Genomic DNA, 19583 nt, shown 5'->3' with positions numbered 1-19583 from the left:
TATCTTGTGTTCACGGGTTTATCGCGTGGCATAGGGACTGGAGCTGTTGGGAAATTTTTATTTGAGCTTTAGCAGGTTGTATCAAACAGATAAAAAGGCAGCCAATAGCCTACCTAAAACTGAATAAATAGCACTGTTTCATCTTTTGTTCTGGATAGAGCTCTGGCTTGCCTCTTATCCATAAAAGACTTTGCAGGTAGACCAGGAAGCTAGAAGGAGATAAGACTGCAATAGATTAATTATTCATAATAAAATTCAGAGATGCCTGGATTTTCTAAACTTAAAATTCCGGTATTAAAGTCATAAGCAAAAATTTCCGCGTAGCGTCCCCAATCAATCATGGTGCGAAGAACACGATCGGCCTCTTTTTCACTTAAATAATCCTCAAGTTTGCTTAAAAAGCGCTCTTCTGAAACACGATGGCTGGTTTTTTCATCCAACACGCGGCGAATGTAGCGAGCCAGAGGAACTTTTTCAATTAGGCAGCGCGCAAAAATTTGCTTGCGGGACTGAAGATCGGCTTCTGAAAATTGCTTACCCAACTCACTGAGTTGGATATCCCCGTCTGAAACTTTAGCAAACCCTAAAATTTCCAAAGTTTCCAGGATAGGAAATAAATCGTCGATGTTCATCATGAGCTCATCGGCCAGTTCCGGCAGATCAATTTTTTCCTCAAAGGATTTCATCGTTTCAATTAAACCCGATAGTTCAGACGGTTCTACATCAGGTAGGCGATACCCTAAACCAATTTGGCGCTCTCGTTGTGCACGTTTAGCTTTTTCCTTGGGACCTGTGGTCATGAGTCGGTAAATTTTGTCAACCAAATCGCGAAATTCCGGTGTTTCCGGATCGCGTGGTTGGGGTAGTGCAACTTGTAGTTCTGCACGGATATAACCTGGATCACTGCCAAAAATAACAATACGATCGGCAAGCGTAGCTGCCTCTTCAATGTTATGCGTGACTAATAGTATTCCATTAGTATTTGTTTTCTTTTCCTGCCATAACTCCAACAAGTCTGACTTCAAATTTTCTGCCGTTAATACATCCAGTGCTGAAAAAGGTTCATCCATGAGTAATACATCAGGATTAATAACCAAGGCACGTGCAAAGCCGACTCGCTGGCGCATTCCTCCTGATAACTCTTTGGGGAAAGCAGATTCAAATCCATCAAGACCAATGGTATCAATGGCTTCGATTGCACGGTGTCGTCTTTCTTCACGACTTATGCCTTGTGCTTCCAACCCTAATTCCACATTTTCAAGAACAGTTAACCAGGGCATTAATGCAAAGGACTGAAAAACCATAGCAATGCCTGGTACAGGGCCTGTCACCGGTTTACCCCGATAAGTAACTCTACCGGCACTCGGCGGTACTAACCCGGCAATAATTCTTAACAGGGTAGATTTTCCCGAGCCGGACTTTCCTAACATGGCCACAATTTCGCCTTCCTTGAGCTGGAAATTCACATCCTCAAGAACCAGTAACTCCTGATCAGATGCCTTCTTAAATGATTTACGGCAATTTTCGATGGCAATAATTGTTTCTGACATAGATGCCTCTGTTTCAATTGAAGTGAAAGCGTTCTTCCGCCAAGCGATAAAGTGGACGCCAGATTAAATGATTAAATGTCAATACATAGATACACATCATTGCCGTGCCTAATGCAATTTTAGGGAAATCACCGGCGATGGTGCTTGCTTGAATATAGGCTCCTAACCCTGTGGCTTTTAGTGTAGTATTTCCCCAACTTACCCATTCAGCAACAATACTAGCGTTCCAGGCACCCCCAGCAGCAGTAATAGCGCCAGTAATATAAAAAGGGAAAATGCCAGGTAGTGCCAGGCGCTTCCACCACTGCCAGCCTTTCACTCCAAAATTATCAGCTGCCAGATAAAGATCCCGAGGAATATTAGAGGCGCCGGCAATTACATTAAATAAAATGTACCACTGAGTACCTAGAATCATGAGTGGTGTTACCCAAATTTCAACGCTTAAATGAAAGCGGACAATCGCAATTACAAATAAAGGATAAAACAAATTGGCAGGAATTGCTGCGACAAATTGAATAACTGGTTGAATCTTTTGTGCTAATCGTGGTCTTAGACCGATCCAGACTCCTATTGGGATCCAGATGATGGAGCTTGCAATAATCAAAACTATAACGCGCGTACCTGTAGCAGCGCCCAAAAGAAACACATGGAAAATTTCTCTGACTGCAAGTTGAGTGAGAATAAAATTCAACAATAACCAGCCGCTACTAAGAATGGCCATTAATACAATGGTATTCCAGATCCAATCCATATGCCTTTGGTGACGATAATCAATTTCTTTCACTGCTTTGGGTTGGCGGCGGCTAAGCCATTGGGCATTAACAAAGTGATCTTTAATCGTAGCAAAGGGGTTACTGATGCGTTTTATTAATCGGCTACTGCGAATTAAATCAATTAACCAGGATTGATATTCTTCTTCGTCTGGAGATTGCTCCATTTTAAATTTTTCTGACCAGGCTATAAGTGGTCGAAAGAGAATTTGGTCATAAAGAAAAATCACGATCACCATGGTAAGAATAGCATAGCCCACAGCATGTAAATCCCGTCGTTCAATGGCCAAAGCAATATAAGAGCCTACGCCAGGGAGACGAATATCCTGATGTGCTACAGCAATCGCTTCTGATAATACCACGAAAAACCAGCTGGCAGACATGGATACCATCATGTTCCACAACAGACCAGACATAGAGAAAGGAACTTCTACCTTCCAAAAACGCTGCCAGGCAGAGAGTTGAAACATGGCTGCTGCTTCTTTTAAATCACCAGGCAGCGTCTTTAGCGATTGATAAAAACCAAAGGTAATATTCCATACTTGTGCCGTAAAGATGGCAAAAATTGAGGCACATTCAGGGCCAAGTAAACTTCCAGGGAATAAACGAATAAAACCAGTGACGGTAATCGATAAAAAACTTAATACGGGAATGGACTGCAAAATATCTATCGCAGGAATAATAATTTGCTCTGCCCGGCGGTTTTTCGCTGCCAAAGTTCCGACAATAAATGTAAATAGAATGGAGAAACCAAGTGCAATAAACATCCGCAGTACTGTGCGTAAGGCATAGAATGGTAGTTTGGCCGGATCTAGCGAAATGGGTAAGGGTTCTCCTAACTGATAGGGAGTTGCCATTTGTTTGCCAGCCCATCCCAAAAAAAAGACAATAGCGAAAATAAGGATTAGCAACAACAGATCCCAGCGATTAATATAACGGCTGACATTTTCACGATTAGCAAAGTAAAAACGACTGTTGCGCACCACAGTTTCCCCTTTTTATTTTTTAATCAATTGAGAAATATACACAGTCAATTGCGTATAAAGGGCGTGGATTTATTAAAGCACCCTATTGAGTAGTAAGACCCTAAACCGCATAAAATACCATAAATACGACATTATCGATATAACTCTCTGCATCTTTCAGCATGACAAAAAAATTTGTCATGCCCGCACAGGCGGCAGCCAATTGAGTTTGGGTAGAAGTAAGTTGAGAAGTAGAAAATAAACCTACGTGAGCAAGGCAACTCTCATAAGCATGATGTAAACCTTGATTTATTTTGATGGACAGTTGTCTTCAAAGAGTCAAAGCGCTCACTATGACTACATTAAACTAGATTGTCATCGCCTTGTTATAACGGGGTTTTTTTATTTGCTAAAGCTGTTTAGAATGAGAAATTTAATCGGGGATTCTTAATGTACAAAACCAGAATTTATCATCTGCTCATTTTGCTGGTGTTATCCACTACAGGCTTTGCCGTGCCTGATAATACGCAGCTTGCGGTATGGGCAAATGAAGCGATTGTGGCCACCTATACATTTGATTACAACAATTTTTTACCCCGTCAGAAGGAAATAGCCAAATATTTTACTGCTGCAGGTTGGACTGCCTATAGCACGGCTCTTAACACGTCCAAACTGCCTGAAGCGGTAAAAAAGAATTATTACTCAGTGAGTGCTGTGGCGACTTTACCTCCTACTATTAAAACCATCAATGCCACCCAATGGGAAGCTACGATGCCTTTGCTAGTGCTCTATAAAAATCCACAGTACCAACAAAAACAAAATCTGCTGGTGACTATTATTTTTATTCAAGCACCGTCAGGTCAAGGAGTACGGGGTTTAGCTATTGCAAGTTTACAATCTAAAGTCACTCAACCTCCTTGTGTATGCCAGCCTCAAAATGAGGAGGAGACTACAGCAAACGATAAACAACAATAATAAAATGTAAAACAATTAGCGCAATTAACAAACCAAGAATAAAGTTTAATTTGCGTGGCATGGTAATATCAAGGACTGCCTCACGAGGATTGTGAGGATTATAATAGATGTTGATGTCTTCATCCTTTTCATAAGCCATGGCCGCACGGTAAGCCACTTTTCTTGCATAGTTGCTGTTAAGATTAATGTGGGATGTTTCTGGAAAAAGACGCTCACCCTGTAACTCTTCATCCAGAACCCGGTAGGAGTATTCTATCTTCGGCCACAACCGATAACCTTCCTGTGTCCATAGAAATTGAGTAATTCTTCCTTTTGTTACATGCCAACCTTGAATTTTTATAAAATATTTTCTGTCTTGCCAAAAATGCCACAATAGGGCCAAAAGGAATATTAGCCAAATTAAATCAAGCAGCCATCGCCAGGAGGTTATCCAATGCGTCACGAAAGTCCCTATGCAAATTAATTTGATTTATCGTAGATGAATTAGACGCATTAAGCAAAAATAATGAATCCTTTAATCGTAGCCAGATAGCCTAAGGGCCGACGTCTTGACCGCCAGTGGAAGTACCAAGTGTTATTCGCTTGATATTAACGTTAATTAAGTTGACACTTCGATTGGCGGGTTGGCGAATACCCCAGGCTGCTGCATGCCCAATTTCAACAACTGCCGAAACATTCATTGTCGTATTGGCAACGGTACCTGTATTTAGAACAGAGCTATTATTGTTAATCCCCATTGCTTGCACTATCGTCGGAAGAAAAGTATGTGAAGTTCCTCTAATGTTAAATCGTGAAAGACCTGTTATTTGAAACGTGCTTGCACCGTTTACAGCGATACCTTGCGCTGTCATGATGGGTGCGATAGAGGAGTTGGTAGTTTTTGCTGTTATCGACAAGTCAGCATTAAACATGTTTAATGCGCTTTGACCATTTAATTCAACGCCCGTGGCAACAACGGGAAGAATACTTTCTGGTGTGTTAATAGCGGTTGCTACTAACGCGCCTCTTATCAAAGTGAGATTAGTATTATTGGCGCGAAGCGCTGTTGCGGTTCTGACACTACTTAGAGCAAAAATGACAGCATCTTCTAAAGTAACACGGGACTGTGCATTGCTATTATTAATAATGTCAACACCTAGATCATAAGGACTCTCAAGACCAACGCGTAAATTACGATTGTTAACATTAGTACCTGTTATTCTCTCACCCACAGTCTGTATAGTTTGCCGACTGGGTAGCAGGTTTTCCTCCGAATTGAGCATTGAGTGTTCTATTGGATTATCAAGGGCGATATTGCTTACGTTATTGAAGCCAGGCAAATCGAGTCCGCCCCATAACTGCGGCATTTGCTCACCATAGGCCGGCTGAATAAAGTTATCGGTGCGGCCATCTATACTTTGCCCTTCATGTAAAGCAAGACGTCCATCGCCAGTCGGATCAAGTAAATAATCACCGGTTGCTAAATCCAATGTGCTGTTGGGATCAAGGATGTTGATGGTATCAATTTCAAATTGAGTTAATTGCGTGTTACAAGGGCTTTCTGCTGTGCAGTTGGCCAGACCTATTGCAGGGTCAAATGCCTCACCCCCCGGTTTAAAGAACCAAATATGATCTTTTTCAACAAGATTAACGCCACTGTCAATCCATGCGCGTTCTGTGGGAATACTCGTACCACTGTCGAGTGTTCCTAAATTACGGCGGATAGGTTCTAGCAGGCGTCCTTCTTGTGGGTTAATTTGGCCCAAACGCAAACGCACGGTTAACAGGAAGGTATTTTTGTGCAAATTATCATAAGCATCTTGCGCTAACACGGTCACCCGCTCATTGAAGGGGTATTCAATGGTGCCAATAATACCGCGCATGTCATTCATGCTTTGAAAATTAAAATAGTAACCACCTAGAGCTAGTCTTAAATTATTGAAAGGCAAAACCCGATAACCGATCTCAGCATCAACACCCCGGCCAGCCGTTTCGGTATCCACTAAAATATGATCAAATTGTTTATGCCCTGAAAAACTGACGAAACGATAGTCGCCTAGTTCATCTGCCCAGGCACTGCGAAAGGCTTTGCTGCGCGACCCCACGGGGAAATAGCCATTGAGATGCGCATCCCATTGGGCATTCATTCCTTCAATACCGGGGTTTAATGACCAGAAATGTTTGTTGCTGGTTGATTCACTGCGGTCAGCAAATAAATAAGCACCTAGAATATAAGGCCCAAATGCTTGGCGCAAACCACCAGCAATACCGCTAAACCAACTGTCATCACGATAATATTTTCCTTGGACATCGCCGTACACTATTTCACGCTCACTGCCAAAGAGCGGTACCATCACATCGCCACGGCTCCCTGCAGTACTACCTACCGTACCATCGCCTAATAAACGTGCAGGAAGCGGAAAAATTTCACCAGCAGCAAAACTGGGAAGGTTTAAAAAAAGCAAACTGCATAGAAAGGATGTACGAGCATGTGAAAAAATCATCAGATATTTTTATTTTTATGAATAATAAATTAAAAATATCTATTACTTAATCCGTTAAGTCAATCAATTAAAGATTTATTATTGTAAAAAGAACTGTATCGTCAAAAAAGATAGCGTCAGGATAATAGCAATGATGGGAAAAATAATAGGCAAAGAAAAACTGTCTGGCTTTTTCTTTTCAGTGAGTTTAATTTTAATAAGCGAAATATGTATGGCAATAAAAATGCAAAGAATGATGCTACTCGTTAGTTTTGCCAAAGTGGTGATGGGTAAGGCGTAAGCAAAAATTAAAATAATCCCTATAACCAATAAGGTTGCGTAGACCGGGGTATGGGTTTTTTCATAAATTGTTGCAAACAGTTTAGGTGCATTTTCCTGTCTGGCCATGCCGTAAATCAATCGCGAAGCCATAATAATTTGCACTAAGATGCCGTTGGTAATTGAAATTAAAGCAATGATGGAAAATAAAAAGGCGGATTGCCCCTGTTTAGTAATAATTGTTACTAACGGCGTACTAATTTGTTCTAATTCTTGAGTAGTTAAAAGACTAATAACCACCCAGGCAATTAAAAGATACAAAATTGTAGTAATGAAAACCGCTAAAAAAATTGCAAGAGGCAGATTTTTTTCAGGATTGATCGTTTCTTCAGCAGTATTCACCATGTCTTCAAAACCAATATAGGCATAAAAGGCAAGGAGAGCACCTATAAACACGCCGTTAAAAGAGGTTGGTAAACTGAAGTGAGTTAAATCAAGCGATTGAAAGCTATGACGGCCGTAGAAAATAATGAGAATTAAACCGCTTACTTCTATAATGGTCATGATCATAATAAGCGTGGCCGATTCACGAATTCCCCAGATGGCAAGTCCGCCTAAAATTAGCACTAAAAGGGTAATGCTGAGATAAGGAGAAATAGGGGCAAAAAGTTTGAAATAATTAGCAAAGCCATGGGCAATAGTGGCAGCGGAAGTGACTCCCGTCAGGACAACCACCCAACCAATTAATCCTGATAGCCAGGGACTATTAAACGCTTTGCGTACATAGAGTGCAGAACCGGCACTTTGCGGAAAACGCGCACTCAGTTCGGCATAAGAGGCTGCTGTAAACAAGGCGATAATGGAAGCAATCAAAAACGAAAGAGGGGTAAATCGCTCGGCTTGTTTGGCAACCTCTCCTACAAGTGCATAAATACCTGCGCCTAAAATAGTTCCTAAACCGTAAAAGGTGATTAATGGTAATGAAAGCGTCCGCTTTAGGGGCATGGCAGCATCCTTTTTGCAAATAATTTGTATCTGTGCCATGTTACAAGAAGCTAGTCAAGGGTATATCAATCAGGCCAAAATCAAACTTTATCTAAATTATAAACAACAAGACGTCATCTTGAGCAAGCGGATCTTTTCGTTTAAAGAGCGGGATTTTATCTGCTGGAGATCCCTCACTACGTTCGGGAGGACGTAAGTCTTTCCTGATGTTTGCCTCAAAGGGGCTAAGGCGCTCAGAATGACGCCCTGCCCCTATTAAGGATCCTTCGCTTTGCTCCCAATGACATACGTCATGTCGAACGTAGTGAGACATCTCCATGATGCCAGGAGGACGGAAGAAATAGTTATTCAAAATGGTATAATCTTGCTCTGTTGTATAAATTGCAATATTAGAATTAAAACAAATGTTGCCGGCATAATTTGCTTCACTTAAAGCAAAAAAGATAAGTCAGGTTAGGGACGATCTCGCATTTCAAGTTTTCTTTGTTTATCTACTACATCAGCCACATTACTTAGCATTTCGGCAAGAAGATCAGTCATATCATCTAACGTAATGATTCCAATCAAAGTATTTTCGTCATCGACGACAGGCAAGCGACGAATACCTTTTTTGCGCATGAGATTGAGGGCGTCAAAGAGACTTTCATTTTCATGTGCTACGAGCAGAGAGCGTGTAACAATATCACCAGCGGCAAGTTCTTTTGGATCCAGGCCGGGAACCATAACCTCAACTACAAGATCACGATCAGAAATAATACCGACAGGAACTTTCTTACCTTGCTTTTCTTCCACAAGAACAATATCACCCACGTGTTTTGCACGCATGAGTTCTGCAGCGATTTTAACTGATTCATCACTTGGCATTATTACTACTTCACGATTGCAAAATTCACCCACGCGCATAAACCCTCCTTAGATTGCAGTTGAATTCCAAGAGTCTAAAGTAATTAACCACTCATTCAAATATTAACGCTCGACTAAGTTTTCAACGTACACAGTGCTGGCAATGGGTTCGTCGGCATTTTCAACTTCAGCAAAACGAACTCTGTCACCTACTTCAAGTTTGGCAAAATCGTAATCAATAACACTTTGACTACTAAAACGAATTTGTCGGCCATCCGGAGTTTCAATATAGCCATAATCAGCAGGAGGGCAAACTTCAAGCACCCGTCCAAAGTGAGGCATTTCATGATGCTTCACATGACCACGACGTTGATCTACATAATCTTGCAACTGTCGTTTAATCGCATTAAAAGCATCACGAATGGCCACATAGACGTCTTCGTGTGCGTGATGTTCCGAGGGTTCACGACTAACTACCAATTCAGCATCTGGAACCGTCAAGTCAATTCGTACATGGTAGAGGTTTCCTTTATGTCGATGTCGATGGGGTGCTTCAATGACAATACGGCAACCCATTATTCTGTCATAGTAGCGTTCAAGTTTTCTGGCAAGTGAAAGGGCTCTTTCTTCAGCAGCAGGTGAATGATCCATGTTGCGAAAAATCACTTGAATAGGAAGTTTCATTTCCTCCCTCCTTGTGGAATTGCTGAATTTAAGCGCCTTTTTTGAGTTATAGTCAAAAAAATTTAGTCTTGCAATTGAAGGCAGAAGCTTGCAAGCTAAGTGATAGATTTTTATACAAAATTATTTGGACGTATAATTTAATAAGACTTAAGATTATTTCCATCTAAAGGATGATACTCAAATAAAATTCTTTTTCTATCTCACATTAAGGTATACGATGCAACAAAAAGTAATGATATTGGGAGGATACGGAAATTTTGGCAAACGTATCGCCCAATCGCTATGTAAGGCGCACATTGCCGTTATCATAGCCGGTCGTAATCTTTTGAAGGCAAAACAATTTGCTCTTGAATTACAGAGCTGTTACTCCTCTGTACCAGTTATCGCGATTGCCCTTGATGTCACAAAAGACCTCAAGGTAAGTTTACAAAAATATACTCCTACAGTGGTGATTAATACTTGTGGCCCTTTTCAAACCGCTGACTACCGGGTTGCCGCTAGTTGTGTTGAATGTGGGATTCATTATTTAGATCTTGCTGATGGGCGTGATTTTGTCTGTGGCATTAGCAAATTAGATGTAATGGCGAGAGCCAATAAAGTTTTGGTAGTGAGTGGTGCCAGTAGTGTTCCAGGCTTGTCATCCGCGGTACTACAGCAATTTCAGTCAGAGTTTAGTACTATCGATTCTCTACACTATGGTATTGCGACAGTGCAAAAATTTTCTCGAGGTTTTGCTACTGCCAAGGCTATCTTAACTTATTTAGGGAAGCCTTGTCGCGCTCCTCTAGGTGATACCCACGTCTTTTATGGTTGGCAAGGCTTACATCGTATTCATTATCCGGAAATGGGTAAGCGCTGGATGGGTTTTTGTGACGTTCCTGATCTTGATTTGTTACCCTCTTACTTTGGAATTAAAAAAATTCGGTTTTCTGCTGGAATGGAGAGTAACTTATTGCATTTAGGAATGTGGTTGGTTTCTTGGTTAGTACGCTTGGGATTGCCCGTATCATTACCTAACCATACTCAGTTATTAATTAATATTGGACATCTTTTTGATTGGCAAAGTAGCGATAACAGTGGTATGCATATGTTTATAAAAGGATTGGACTTACAAGGAAAGCCTTTGGAAATTAAATGGTTTGTTCTGGCTAGAGAAGCTGCGGGACCTTATATTCCTACAATACCTGCCATTGTTTTAGCCAAGCAACTAGTACGTGGACAATTAACCTTAAAAGGAGCATTGCCTTGCGTTGCTTTGGTTACTTTAAAGGATTATTTGTCTGAGTTAGTTGATTTGCCAATAACTACAAAAATATGGAGAAATAATGTTCTATCTATGGCTTAAGTTGATTCATATTGTTAGCTCAACTCTACTTTTTGGTACAGGTTTAGGATCTGCCTTTTACATGTTTATGGCAAACCTTAAACGGGATAATTTAATTCATTTACAGCGTACAACGCGAAATGTGGTTATTGCTGATTTTCTTTTTACCACGCCAGCAGTGATTATCCAGCCATTAACGGGGTTGGTGATGGTTTATTTCGCTGGTTTTTCACTCACAAGTTTTTGGATTTTAGCCTCTCTGCTACTGTATGTGCTGGTAGGACTTTGCTGGATTCCAGTTGTTTTTATTCAAATGAAACTAGAAAAATTAATCACTTGGGCTATTGTTAATCAACAGGAATTACCTGCCAACTATTATCGGTTATACCGCACCTGGTTTATTTTGGGATGGCCAGCCTTTATTGGGGTATTGATAATTTTCTATCTGATGGTGATTAAAATTGTTTAACAAAGCATTCTTTTAAATGACGTGCGAGGCTTGAATTTTAAAATATTTGGTACCTATTTACTCAATTTTAATTTTTATGTGATACCATTTTAGCAAATTTTTCTATTTTGATAAAAGGTCAAACCAATGCCAGGCTTTTTTTGTTTCCAGCGCCAAACCTATCATGAAAACTTAGTCCAAATAAGTATTAATTTGTCGCGCAACAAAACCTCTAGACTTACCGCCGTTCAAGCGCTCCAGTATCAACAGGAATTAGAACGATCGTTATCAAATATGAGGAAGCAAAATGAACCTCAAAGAAAAGAAAAAGCAGTAAAAGGTAGCACTATTAATGTGGCACAACATTTAACTGAGGTTGTTTCAGGGGTTTCTAATAAAACAGTAAATATCATTTATAAAGCTCATATTAATCTTTATACAATCGCTTTAACGCAAGAAAATGGGATTAACCGACGGTATTTTGAAGAAATTTATCTTGCTAATGAGGAAACATTATCTTCTCAATTTAAACATATAACCACAGAAGATTTGAACCGCGTTAAATGCAGTTTGATTGATAGTCTTCATACCTTTAATCAAACTATTCTTCAGAATAAAAGCAGTGAGTTTCGTAAAAAACTAGATAAAAAGGGAATATTGAATGATTTTGAGTTGGTTATTGCTCAAACAAGAAATATGATTACTTGTGCCAAGACACTTTCTGCTGTGCTTGCTACTGTGGCAGTGGAGGCGGACTTAGTGGCACAATTGGGTATGGCTGAAGATTTATCCATTAAGAGAGTCATGTGGAATTTTTTGGGTAATCTGACAACTATCGTTTCAAATCCAGAAATCATCACGGTAGACAGTGCAGCTGATTTATTTGCTGAAAAGCTACCTGCTACACTTGGGAAAGCACTGCATGGTGTCTCATGGGGTTCTCATTTAAATGAGGTTGGCTCTGCTTTTCAGCTTGAGCAAGCTCGAGAAGTATTTATTACCAAACTTGAAGCCTACTTGGCAAGTCGGGCTTCACTGAAAACGGTTGATCGTTATGATGACAGAATAATTTATAATTATCGCCCTATAAATAAAGGCATCTTCTTTAATAAAGCGTTGCAGGAAGCTCGCATCCAGGTGGCTGCTACCTTACTGGCAGAATTGAAGTTTATGCAGCTATGCGGTAAAGATAGTGGTCACCATAAAGGGGCTATTGATAACCCTCGATATCTTGCTGTTGCTCTTTCTCATGCTACTGAAATGAATAATAACGCTTATAAAACACTTGCCAGAACCTTACCTGGAGGAAATTTTATTGATGGAGAGGGGGAGTTGGCGGGAATTCTGGAAGAGATGCGTCAAGAAATGAAAGCAATCTATCCTCTTGATGTTCGTATTCAGGGGGCCAATATTGGTTTATATGAGCAACTAGGTATGGCAACGTCACCACAACCCTAAACGAAAGGCTCCTTAGGGAGCCCTAGTTTAAAACAAGCCGCATTTTTCATCTCCCTATCAACTATACCTAACTCAGTATTTTTAGTTACAATGATCACCTATCATTTTTAGCCGGAGGATTACATGCCTTCTTTTGATATCGTTTCAGAAATTAATAAAGTTGAATTACGTCATGCTGTTGAAAATGCTCAGCGGGAAATGGGAACTCGTTTTGATTTTCGTGGTGTTGAATCAAGTATTGAGCTTACAGATTTAGTGGTCACACTTAAATCCGAGTCCGATTTTCAGGTTCGGCAGTTGGAAGATTTATTCCGTAATCATTGTACAAAGCGAGGAATTGATGCCAGTGGTGCTGATATAGACGATGAACCTGTTCATAGTGGTAAGACTTATTCGCTGTCCATGACTTTTAAACAAGGTATCGACCAGCCTACAGCCAAAGAGATCGTAAAACTAATTAAAGAGAGTAAATTAAAAGTCCAAGCCTCTATTCAAGGCGATAAAATACGAGTGACTGGTAAAAAGCGAGATGATTTACAAGAAGTTATCGCTTTGCTGAAAAAATCTGAAATTAAATTACCACTACAATTTGAAAATTTTCGTGACTAGTTCTAATAACCCAGAGTGCCTGTGCATCAAGCTTCCTGTTTATAGTCTAATATAAAAATAGGTGATGACTAACCCTGGCTGAACCAGTTTTACTTTCAGATTAGGAGATTGTTGTTGATGCGTGGTGTGTATTCCGGAGCTAAGTCAGGAAAACCTGAAGCGTGTCACAGATCGCCACCTTGAACTCTTCTAGCGGCTCAGATGCTCAGGTGGTCGTTACCTACTTCATTTTGCTAAATATTTTTTGTTTTGCTAAAAACAATCCAATTCTCGTCATAGCTATCCCTTCATTTTGTTTAATATAAAAACATGTCGTATAATTTAAAAACAAATACATGAGCAAGGATGTGCTTTATGAAAAAGTTAATTATTGCTTGTTTGCTGTTTGTACCCTCCCTCTTATTATCAAGCTGCACGGTGACCACGGCTAATTATTATCCTGCTGGCTACAGAAATGACTTTATCTATTCTGTCGGCTATTATGGTTATCGCCCTTACTGGGGAACTCGAGCTTATACAGGATATCGCTGGCCTGGTTATTGGGGATACAGAGGAATATACAGTTATCCCAGAGCCTGGTATGGTTATGTTCGCCGATGGTAAAATTTGTAACAATAGTGAGAACCCTCTAACTCTAAGTCATGGCAGAGGGACAATGTGCAGATTTAAGCTTTTGATGCAGGGTATACGCATTTAATGTTTGAGCATAAAGGCCCTCTTTTTGCCTACTTGCTGTGCTTTATGCACAGCATACGCTCTCGTAAATATCGTGGTCGGATTGCGCATAAGTGCAAAATGCAGGCGTTTGATTTTAATTTGCCGCTAATGAATGTGCATCTGTTTTTGATGATAACCTTTTATGAAAGCATACCTACAGAACAAGCCTTCATAAATTTTTTGATTGTAAGGCTTGATGGCCATTTATTTGATCAGGGGTATTAAAGTAAAATTTCATTAGAAGCGCTCACCAAATTTAAAAATCTCACTGAATTAGACAGAGGATTTTTAACCAATAAGAAGTGACTCCATTTCATGTCATAAGGCTTTTTGATGAAAGGTTGGATTTTATATAAACGTAGCTTACAAGAGTTAACCAGCAATGATCATGGTGTTAATCGGTTATTGTCAGCAGCAAAGCAATTAAATATTGAATTGGAAGTGTATAAACCCGACCAATTTGAGCTCGTTGTTACCAGAGAAGATAAAAAAAGCATCCTTCTTAATAGTGCACGTGTTTCTTTACCTGATTTTTTAATGCCGCGGTTGGGCGCTGAGACAAGTTATTTTGCCATGGCAATTATTCGGCAATTGGAGAAATCAGGTGTTTATACTTGTAATAATGCGAATGCGATTGATGTTGTTCGCGATAAGATGTTACTTAGCCAATTATTTGCTCAGAGTGATTTACCCTTTCCCAAAACTATGCTTGTTAAGTTTCCAGTGCCAGTGTCGGTTGTCGAGCAGGAAATAGGGTTTCCTTTAATTATAAAAAATATTTCTGGCGCACGAGGAATCGGTATTCATTTATGTGAATCAGCAAGCAGTTTTCGCGACTTAATGGAGTTAATAGCGAGTCATAGTGGCAATAATCAAATGATTTTACAAGAGTTCGTTGCTACAAGTTATGGTCATGACCTGCGGGTTTTTGTGTTGGGTGACAAAGTAATCGGTTGTATGCAGCGAACTGCTAAAGATAGTTTTAAAGCAAATTATTCATTAGGAGGAGAGGTTGCTACCTATCCAGTAAACACAGAGATTGAGCAATTGGCAATTGCTTGTGCGCAACTGTTTAATTTGGAAATTGCCGGGGTTGATTTATTATTTGCCGAGAGCGGTTTTAAGATTTGTGAAGCTAACTCATCCCCCGGGTTTAAGGGAATGGAATTGGCAACGGGTAAAGATATAGCCCTGCAAATTTTGCAATACATTCGTAATGAGGTGCAAAGAAGAAAATAATTATTGGTTTTTTTTAGTCCATAATGGAAGCTCAACAGCATCTTTGTAAGTCTCTTCCTCATTGCCAGGAGTACTATAGCAGCTTGTAAAAGCGGAAAAAAAAGTCCCTGCTGATGATAAGATTTGCGTGGTTGTTTTATAAAAGGATTTGGTCAGATACATCGCTACCTGTGGATAATTTCTGCTATCCCAATAAAATTTATTGCTGCGGTGTGGGTAAAAATTAAGCCAAAAATCCAGTTCTTCATCAGACATTTCATTAAATGCATGAAGCAAACTGGTTTGTTCTGTTTGAGCTAATGCCTCATAAGGTTTGGTCAATAATTGTAAGTCATTATAGGCAGCGGCAATTTCTTCTAGTGAGAAATTGGTTTTTCTTGCTAAACCGGATTCGGTGGTGGATGGTGTGAGTGAAACTAGTGCTTCGTATCGTTGCTTAATCTCAATAAAACTCACACCAGGATGAAGCTGCAATACTTCAAACGCTTTATTAAAATTGATTGCAGTCATCACGCCTCTCCTTATTTTATTCCTTGGCTCGAGATACGTATTCCCCTTTACGAGTATCCACCTTAATTAACTCACCGGTCTGTACAAAAAGAGGTACGCGAACGACAGCGCCTGTTTCCAGAATTGCTGGTTTTCCTCCACCTCCAGAAGTATCGCCTTTGAGGCCTGGATCAGTTTCAGTAATTTCCAAAATAACGAAATTGGGGGGCATGACTTGAATGGCTTCATTATTCCATAAAGTCACGACGCAAAGATCCTGCTCTTTGAGCCATTGCTTTGCATCAGCAATCGCTTCTGGGCTTACGGCATATTGTTCAAAAGTGTCAGGAACCATAAAATGCCAATATTCACCATCATTGTATAAATACTGCATTTCCACATCGACCACATCCGCAGAAGCTAAGGTTTCTCCCGATTTATAAGTGCGTTCGACGACACGGCCTGTCTTTAAATTGCGAATTTTTACACGTGTAAAGGCTTGTCCTTTCCCTGGTTTAACAAATTCGCAGTCAACGATGCTACAAGGGGCATTATCAACCATAACTTTTAAACCATTTTTAAATTCATTGGTGCTGTAAATTGCCATCAGTGCTCCACTGTTGAGATTTTGTTCTAATTTCGCTAGAGTTCACGCAGTTTAGCAATTTTGTACAATTAATGCGAGATACCTCTGTGAGTTGGCAAAAAATTCTGGCGCAAGGTTTTGCCTCAGTCAATGAATTACTTGAATTTTTATCTCTACCTGTAACTGTAGGTAGTATTAAAGCGGAAAAAACATTCAAAACACGTGTTCCACGCGGTTTTGCTGCACGTATGGAACCCGGAAATCCCAAAGATCCTTTACTTTTGCAGGTATTGGCAGTCGATGAAGAGCTTCATGAGATTTCTGGTTTTGCGACAGATCCACTTGCTGAACAAGCAGCTATCTGTAAACAAGGATTGCTGCATAAGTATCAGGGACGGGTATTACTGACCTTAACGGGTGTATGCGCAGTCAATTGTCGTTATTGCTTTAGACGCCATTTCCCCTATCAGGCTAATAATCCTGGGTGGGAAGGATGGGAAAGTGTGCTGAACTATATTCAAAAAAACCCAACCATTCATGAAGTTATTTTAAGCGGTGGAGATCCCTTGTTGGCAACCAATGCAGTGTTGCGTCGTTTGTTAAATCAACTGGAACAAATGTCTCAGGTAAGAACGCTTCGTATTCATAGCCGTGTACCTGTTGTGCTTCCAGAGCGAATTGATAGAGAATTGTTGGAGCTATTATCATCCAGCCGTTTACATAAGGTGATGGTGATTCATAGTAATCACGCCCGTGAGCTGGATAATGCTGTGAGGTGGGTTTGCAAGGAATTAAGACAAGTTGACTGCCATTTATTAAATCAATCTGTTTTATTAAAGGGTGTTAATGATGATGTTGAAACCTTAATTACCTTGAGCGAGCAATTATTTGATTGTGGTGTGTTGCCCTATTACCTGCATTTATTGGATAGAGTAAAGGGAGCCGCTCATTTTGATCTCCCTTTAGAAACTGCCCTGGCACTCTATCGACAATTACAAAAAAAACTTCCTGGTTATCTTGTTCCACGACTGGCTCGAGAAGAACCAGGAAAGGAGAGTAAAACCTTGTTAATTTAATCGTGAGATAAATTCTCTCCACTTTTTGCATAAAGCTCTAAAAGTTTTTCTTGCGCGCTATAGTTGCCGCGTATTACGGGTTTATAGCTGCCGTCAGCTTGCATTTCCCAAGTGCTGGCATTGTCTCTAAGATAATTCTTAAAAATTTCCTGCTTAATCCGTTTTTGATTATTTTCATCCAGAATGGGAAACATCACTTCAATACGATTGTAAAGATTACGCTCCATCAAATCAGCACTTGCACAATAAATACGCTCGCTTTCTCCAGTACGAAAATAATAAACACGATGATGCTCAAGAAAACGACCGACAAGTGAGAGAACACGAATATTTTCGGAAATATGAGGTATTCCGGGTTTAAGACAGCAGACACTACGTACCAGGAGGTTAATTTTTACCCCTGCTTGAGATGCTCTGTAAAGTGCTTTAATCATGGTTTTGTCGGTCAGACCATTCACCTTGATATTAATTTCTGCTTCTTTGCCGGCCAGGGCAGCTTGGATGCACTCTTCGATTAATTGCAATAAATTTTTTTGTAGTGTAAAAGGTGAATGACATAATGCTTTAAGTTTAACGGCTCGGCCAAGTCCTGTGAGTTGTTGAAAGATGGTCTGCACATCGGACGTAATAGTGGCTTCACTGGTGAGTAAACCAAAGTCAGTGTAGCGCTTTGCAGTTTGTTCGTGATAGTTTCCTGTGCCTAAGTGAACATAGCGCTTAAGTTTTCCATGAGCTCTGCGAACGACTAAGGTCATCTTTGCGTGGGTTTTATAACCCATAACCCCATACAGCACCAAGACACCGGCTTCATGGAGATGACTGGCTAATCTTAGATTAGATTCCTCATCAAATCGGGCCCGTAACTCCACTACGGCTGTTACTTCTTTTCCAGATCGCGCAGCTTCAATCAAAGCTTTTACCATGATAGATTCAGAGTGAGTACGATAAAGCGTCTGTTTAATAGCAAGCACATTCGGGTCAGAAGCCGCCTGGCGCACGAAATCAATAACTACATCGTAGCTTTGGTAGGGATGATGTAACAAAATATCCTGCTCATCGAGGGTGGTAAAAATACTGCGTTTTTGATGTACAATCGTCGGGTATTGCGCATTAAGTGGCGGATAATTTAAATCGGGTCTATCAATCCGATTAATGACACTAAAGTAGCGCTGAAAATTGACTGGTCCATCACAATGATAAGCATCTTCATGGTGAAGATGATGCTTTTGTAACAGGAAATCAACGATATGAGCAGGGCAGCGTTTATCCACTTCAAGGCGCACAACATGACCATAATGCCGGGAAAATAATTCGCGTTGTACAGCAACGGCTAAGTCTTCAATTTCTTCTTCGCGGAGAAACAAATCACTATTTCGCGTCAGGCGAAACGTGTAGCAGCCATTAATTTCCATGCCTGGAAATAAACTATGGATGTGGGTTTCAATAATCGATGACAGATAAACAAAATGAGTGCTTCCTGTCTCGCAGAGCTCTGAGGGCAGATGAATAAGGCGCGGTAACGAGCGGGGAGCATGAACAACCGCGTAATCAATATTACGATCAAATGCATCTTTGCCGCGTAAAGAGATAATAAAATTCAAACTTTTATTAAATAATCGTGGGAAGGGGTGTGCTAAATCAAGCGCAATGGGACTAACAATAGGTAGAATTTCATTTTTAAAATAATGTTTTGCCCAGAGATGAATATCCTCTGTCCATTCTTCTGTAGCCAGGAAATGAATATTTTCCTTTTTCATTGCAGGAAGCAATTGCTTGTTAAAAATGAGATAGAGCTCATCAGTTAACAAATGCACTTTCTTGCTTAACTGACTAAAAATTTCACCGGCTTGCAACCCATCAATGTAGGTTTTTCGGGAAGAAATAGCAATTTTCTCTTTTAGACCAGCAACTCGAATTTCAAAAAACTCATCAAGATTGCCACTGCAAATACATAGAAAGCGCATACGTTCAAGAAGAGGAACGCGCTCGTTTTTAGCAAATTGCAGTATCCGCTCATTAAAAGCCAGTGCCGTAAATTCGCGGTTTATATAATATTCAGGATTTTCTAAATCGTCACCCAAGTGAAAACTCCAGACTTAGCTGC

The 19583-nt window shown here is 40.2% G+C and carries 19 protein-coding genes; 8 read left to right on the top strand and 11 right to left on the bottom strand.

What is annotated here, in order from left to right:
* Positions 1–239: 239 nt before the first annotated feature.
* Together clem_RS13520 and clem_RS13515 are read right to left on the bottom strand one after the other, a co-directional pair.
* Complete coding sequence (locus clem_RS13520) at positions 240–1550, bottom strand: ABC transporter ATP-binding protein (RefSeq protein WP_094092025.1); 1311 nt, start codon at positions 1548–1550, stop codon at positions 240–242.
* Between the two features lie 13 nt (positions 1551–1563).
* Positions 1564–3303: an ABC transporter permease gene (locus clem_RS13515; protein ID WP_094092366.1), complete on the bottom strand. Its 1740-nt coding sequence runs from the start codon at positions 3301–3303 to the stop codon at positions 1564–1566.
* Positions 3304–3735: 432 nt separating this feature from the next.
* On the opposite strand from clem_RS13515, the gene clem_RS13510 reads away from it, so the two are divergent.
* On the top strand, positions 3736–4260 hold the full coding sequence (locus tag clem_RS13510) for a DotI/IcmL family type IV secretion protein (protein WP_094092024.1): 525 nt from the start codon (positions 3736–3738) through the stop codon (positions 4258–4260).
* On the opposite strand, the gene clem_RS13505 is transcribed toward clem_RS13510, so the two are convergent.
* The 6 genes from clem_RS13505 to clem_RS13480 form a co-directional block, all read right to left on the bottom strand.
* Positions 4235–4702 carry a DUF3592 domain-containing protein gene (locus clem_RS13505; RefSeq protein ID WP_232505494.1) on the bottom strand — a complete coding sequence of 156 codons (468 nt, stop codon included), beginning with the start codon at positions 4700–4702 and terminating at the stop codon, positions 4235–4237. The genes clem_RS13510 and clem_RS13505 overlap by 26 nt on opposite strands.
* A gap of 91 nt (positions 4703–4793) precedes the next feature.
* Positions 4794–6743, bottom strand: coding sequence for a hypothetical protein (locus clem_RS13500; RefSeq protein ID WP_157698254.1), 1950 nt, complete (start codon positions 6741–6743; stop codon positions 4794–4796).
* Positions 6744–6821: 78 nt separating this feature from the next.
* Positions 6822–8045: an APC family permease gene (locus clem_RS13495; protein WP_232505493.1), complete on the bottom strand. Its 1224-nt coding sequence runs from the start codon at positions 8043–8045 to the stop codon at positions 6822–6824.
* Between the two features lie 52 nt (positions 8046–8097).
* Complete coding sequence (locus clem_RS13490; protein WP_094092022.1) at positions 8098–8319, bottom strand: hypothetical protein; 222 nt, start codon at positions 8317–8319, stop codon at positions 8098–8100.
* A 140-nt stretch (positions 8320–8459) separates the two neighbouring features.
* Positions 8460–8909 (bottom strand): CBS domain-containing protein, encoded by a 450-nt coding sequence (locus tag clem_RS13485; RefSeq protein ID WP_094092021.1) that lies wholly within the window; start codon positions 8907–8909, stop codon positions 8460–8462.
* Positions 8910–8972: 63 nt separating this feature from the next.
* On the bottom strand, positions 8973–9533 hold the full coding sequence (locus tag clem_RS13480) for an HPF/RaiA family ribosome-associated protein (protein WP_094092020.1): 561 nt from the start codon (positions 9531–9533) through the stop codon (positions 8973–8975).
* Positions 9534–9750: 217 nt separating this feature from the next.
* Between clem_RS13480 and clem_RS13475 the strand changes: the two genes are divergently transcribed.
* From clem_RS13475 to clem_RS13445, 6 genes are all read left to right on the top strand, one after another.
* Positions 9751–10878, top strand: a complete 1128-nt coding sequence (locus clem_RS13475; RefSeq protein WP_094092019.1) for a saccharopine dehydrogenase NADP-binding domain-containing protein — start codon at positions 9751–9753, stop codon at positions 10876–10878.
* A complete protein-coding gene (locus clem_RS13470; protein ID WP_198333134.1) occupies positions 10859–11326 on the top strand; it encodes a DUF2269 family protein in 468 nt (155 codons plus the stop codon). The genes clem_RS13475 and clem_RS13470 overlap by 20 nt, the downstream gene beginning before the upstream one ends.
* A 273-nt stretch (positions 11327–11599) precedes the next feature.
* The gene (locus tag clem_RS13465) at positions 11600–12763 is read left to right on the top strand and encodes a hypothetical protein (protein WP_232505492.1); all 1164 of its coding nucleotides are present in this window, start codon (positions 11600–11602) and stop codon (positions 12761–12763) included.
* A gap of 123 nt (positions 12764–12886) precedes the next feature.
* Positions 12887–13372: a YajQ family cyclic di-GMP-binding protein gene (locus tag clem_RS13460; protein WP_094092016.1), complete on the top strand. Its 486-nt coding sequence runs from the start codon at positions 12887–12889 to the stop codon at positions 13370–13372.
* 354 nt (positions 13373–13726) lie between these two features.
* Positions 13727–13975, top strand: a complete 249-nt coding sequence (locus clem_RS14920) for a hypothetical protein (RefSeq protein WP_157698253.1) — start codon at positions 13727–13729, stop codon at positions 13973–13975.
* 447 nt (positions 13976–14422) lie between these two features.
* Entirely contained in the window at positions 14423–15328 is a 906-nt protein-coding gene (locus clem_RS13445) for an ATP-grasp domain-containing protein (protein ID WP_094092013.1), read from the top strand.
* On the opposite strand, the gene clem_RS13440 is transcribed toward clem_RS13445, so the two are convergent.
* Complete coding sequence (locus clem_RS13440) at positions 15329–15838, bottom strand: hypothetical protein (RefSeq protein ID WP_094092012.1); 510 nt, start codon at positions 15836–15838, stop codon at positions 15329–15331.
* Between the two features lie 16 nt (positions 15839–15854).
* Complete coding sequence (gene efp / locus clem_RS13435) at positions 15855–16424, bottom strand: elongation factor P (protein WP_094092011.1); 570 nt, start codon at positions 16422–16424, stop codon at positions 15855–15857.
* Positions 16425–16495: 71 nt separating this feature from the next.
* Between efp and epmB the strand changes: the two genes are divergently transcribed.
* The gene (gene epmB, locus clem_RS13430; protein WP_094092010.1) at positions 16496–17479 is read left to right on the top strand and encodes an EF-P beta-lysylation protein EpmB; all 984 of its coding nucleotides are present in this window, start codon (positions 16496–16498) and stop codon (positions 17477–17479) included.
* On the opposite strand, the gene ppk1 is transcribed toward epmB, so the two are convergent.
* On the bottom strand, positions 17476–19560 hold the full coding sequence (gene ppk1 / locus clem_RS13425) for a polyphosphate kinase 1 (protein WP_094092009.1): 2085 nt from the start codon (positions 19558–19560) through the stop codon (positions 17476–17478). The two genes, epmB and ppk1, sit on opposite strands and share 4 nt — an antisense overlap.
* Positions 19561–19583: the final 23 nt, after the last annotated feature.

Origin of the sequence: Legionella clemsonensis (genome assembly GCF_002240035.1) — a bacterium.
Lineage (GTDB): Bacteria > Pseudomonadota > Gammaproteobacteria > Legionellales > Legionellaceae > Tatlockia > Tatlockia clemsonensis.
The sequence above is the reverse complement of the archived record's forward strand: the minus strand, read 5'-3'. Positions and strand labels throughout refer to the sequence as shown.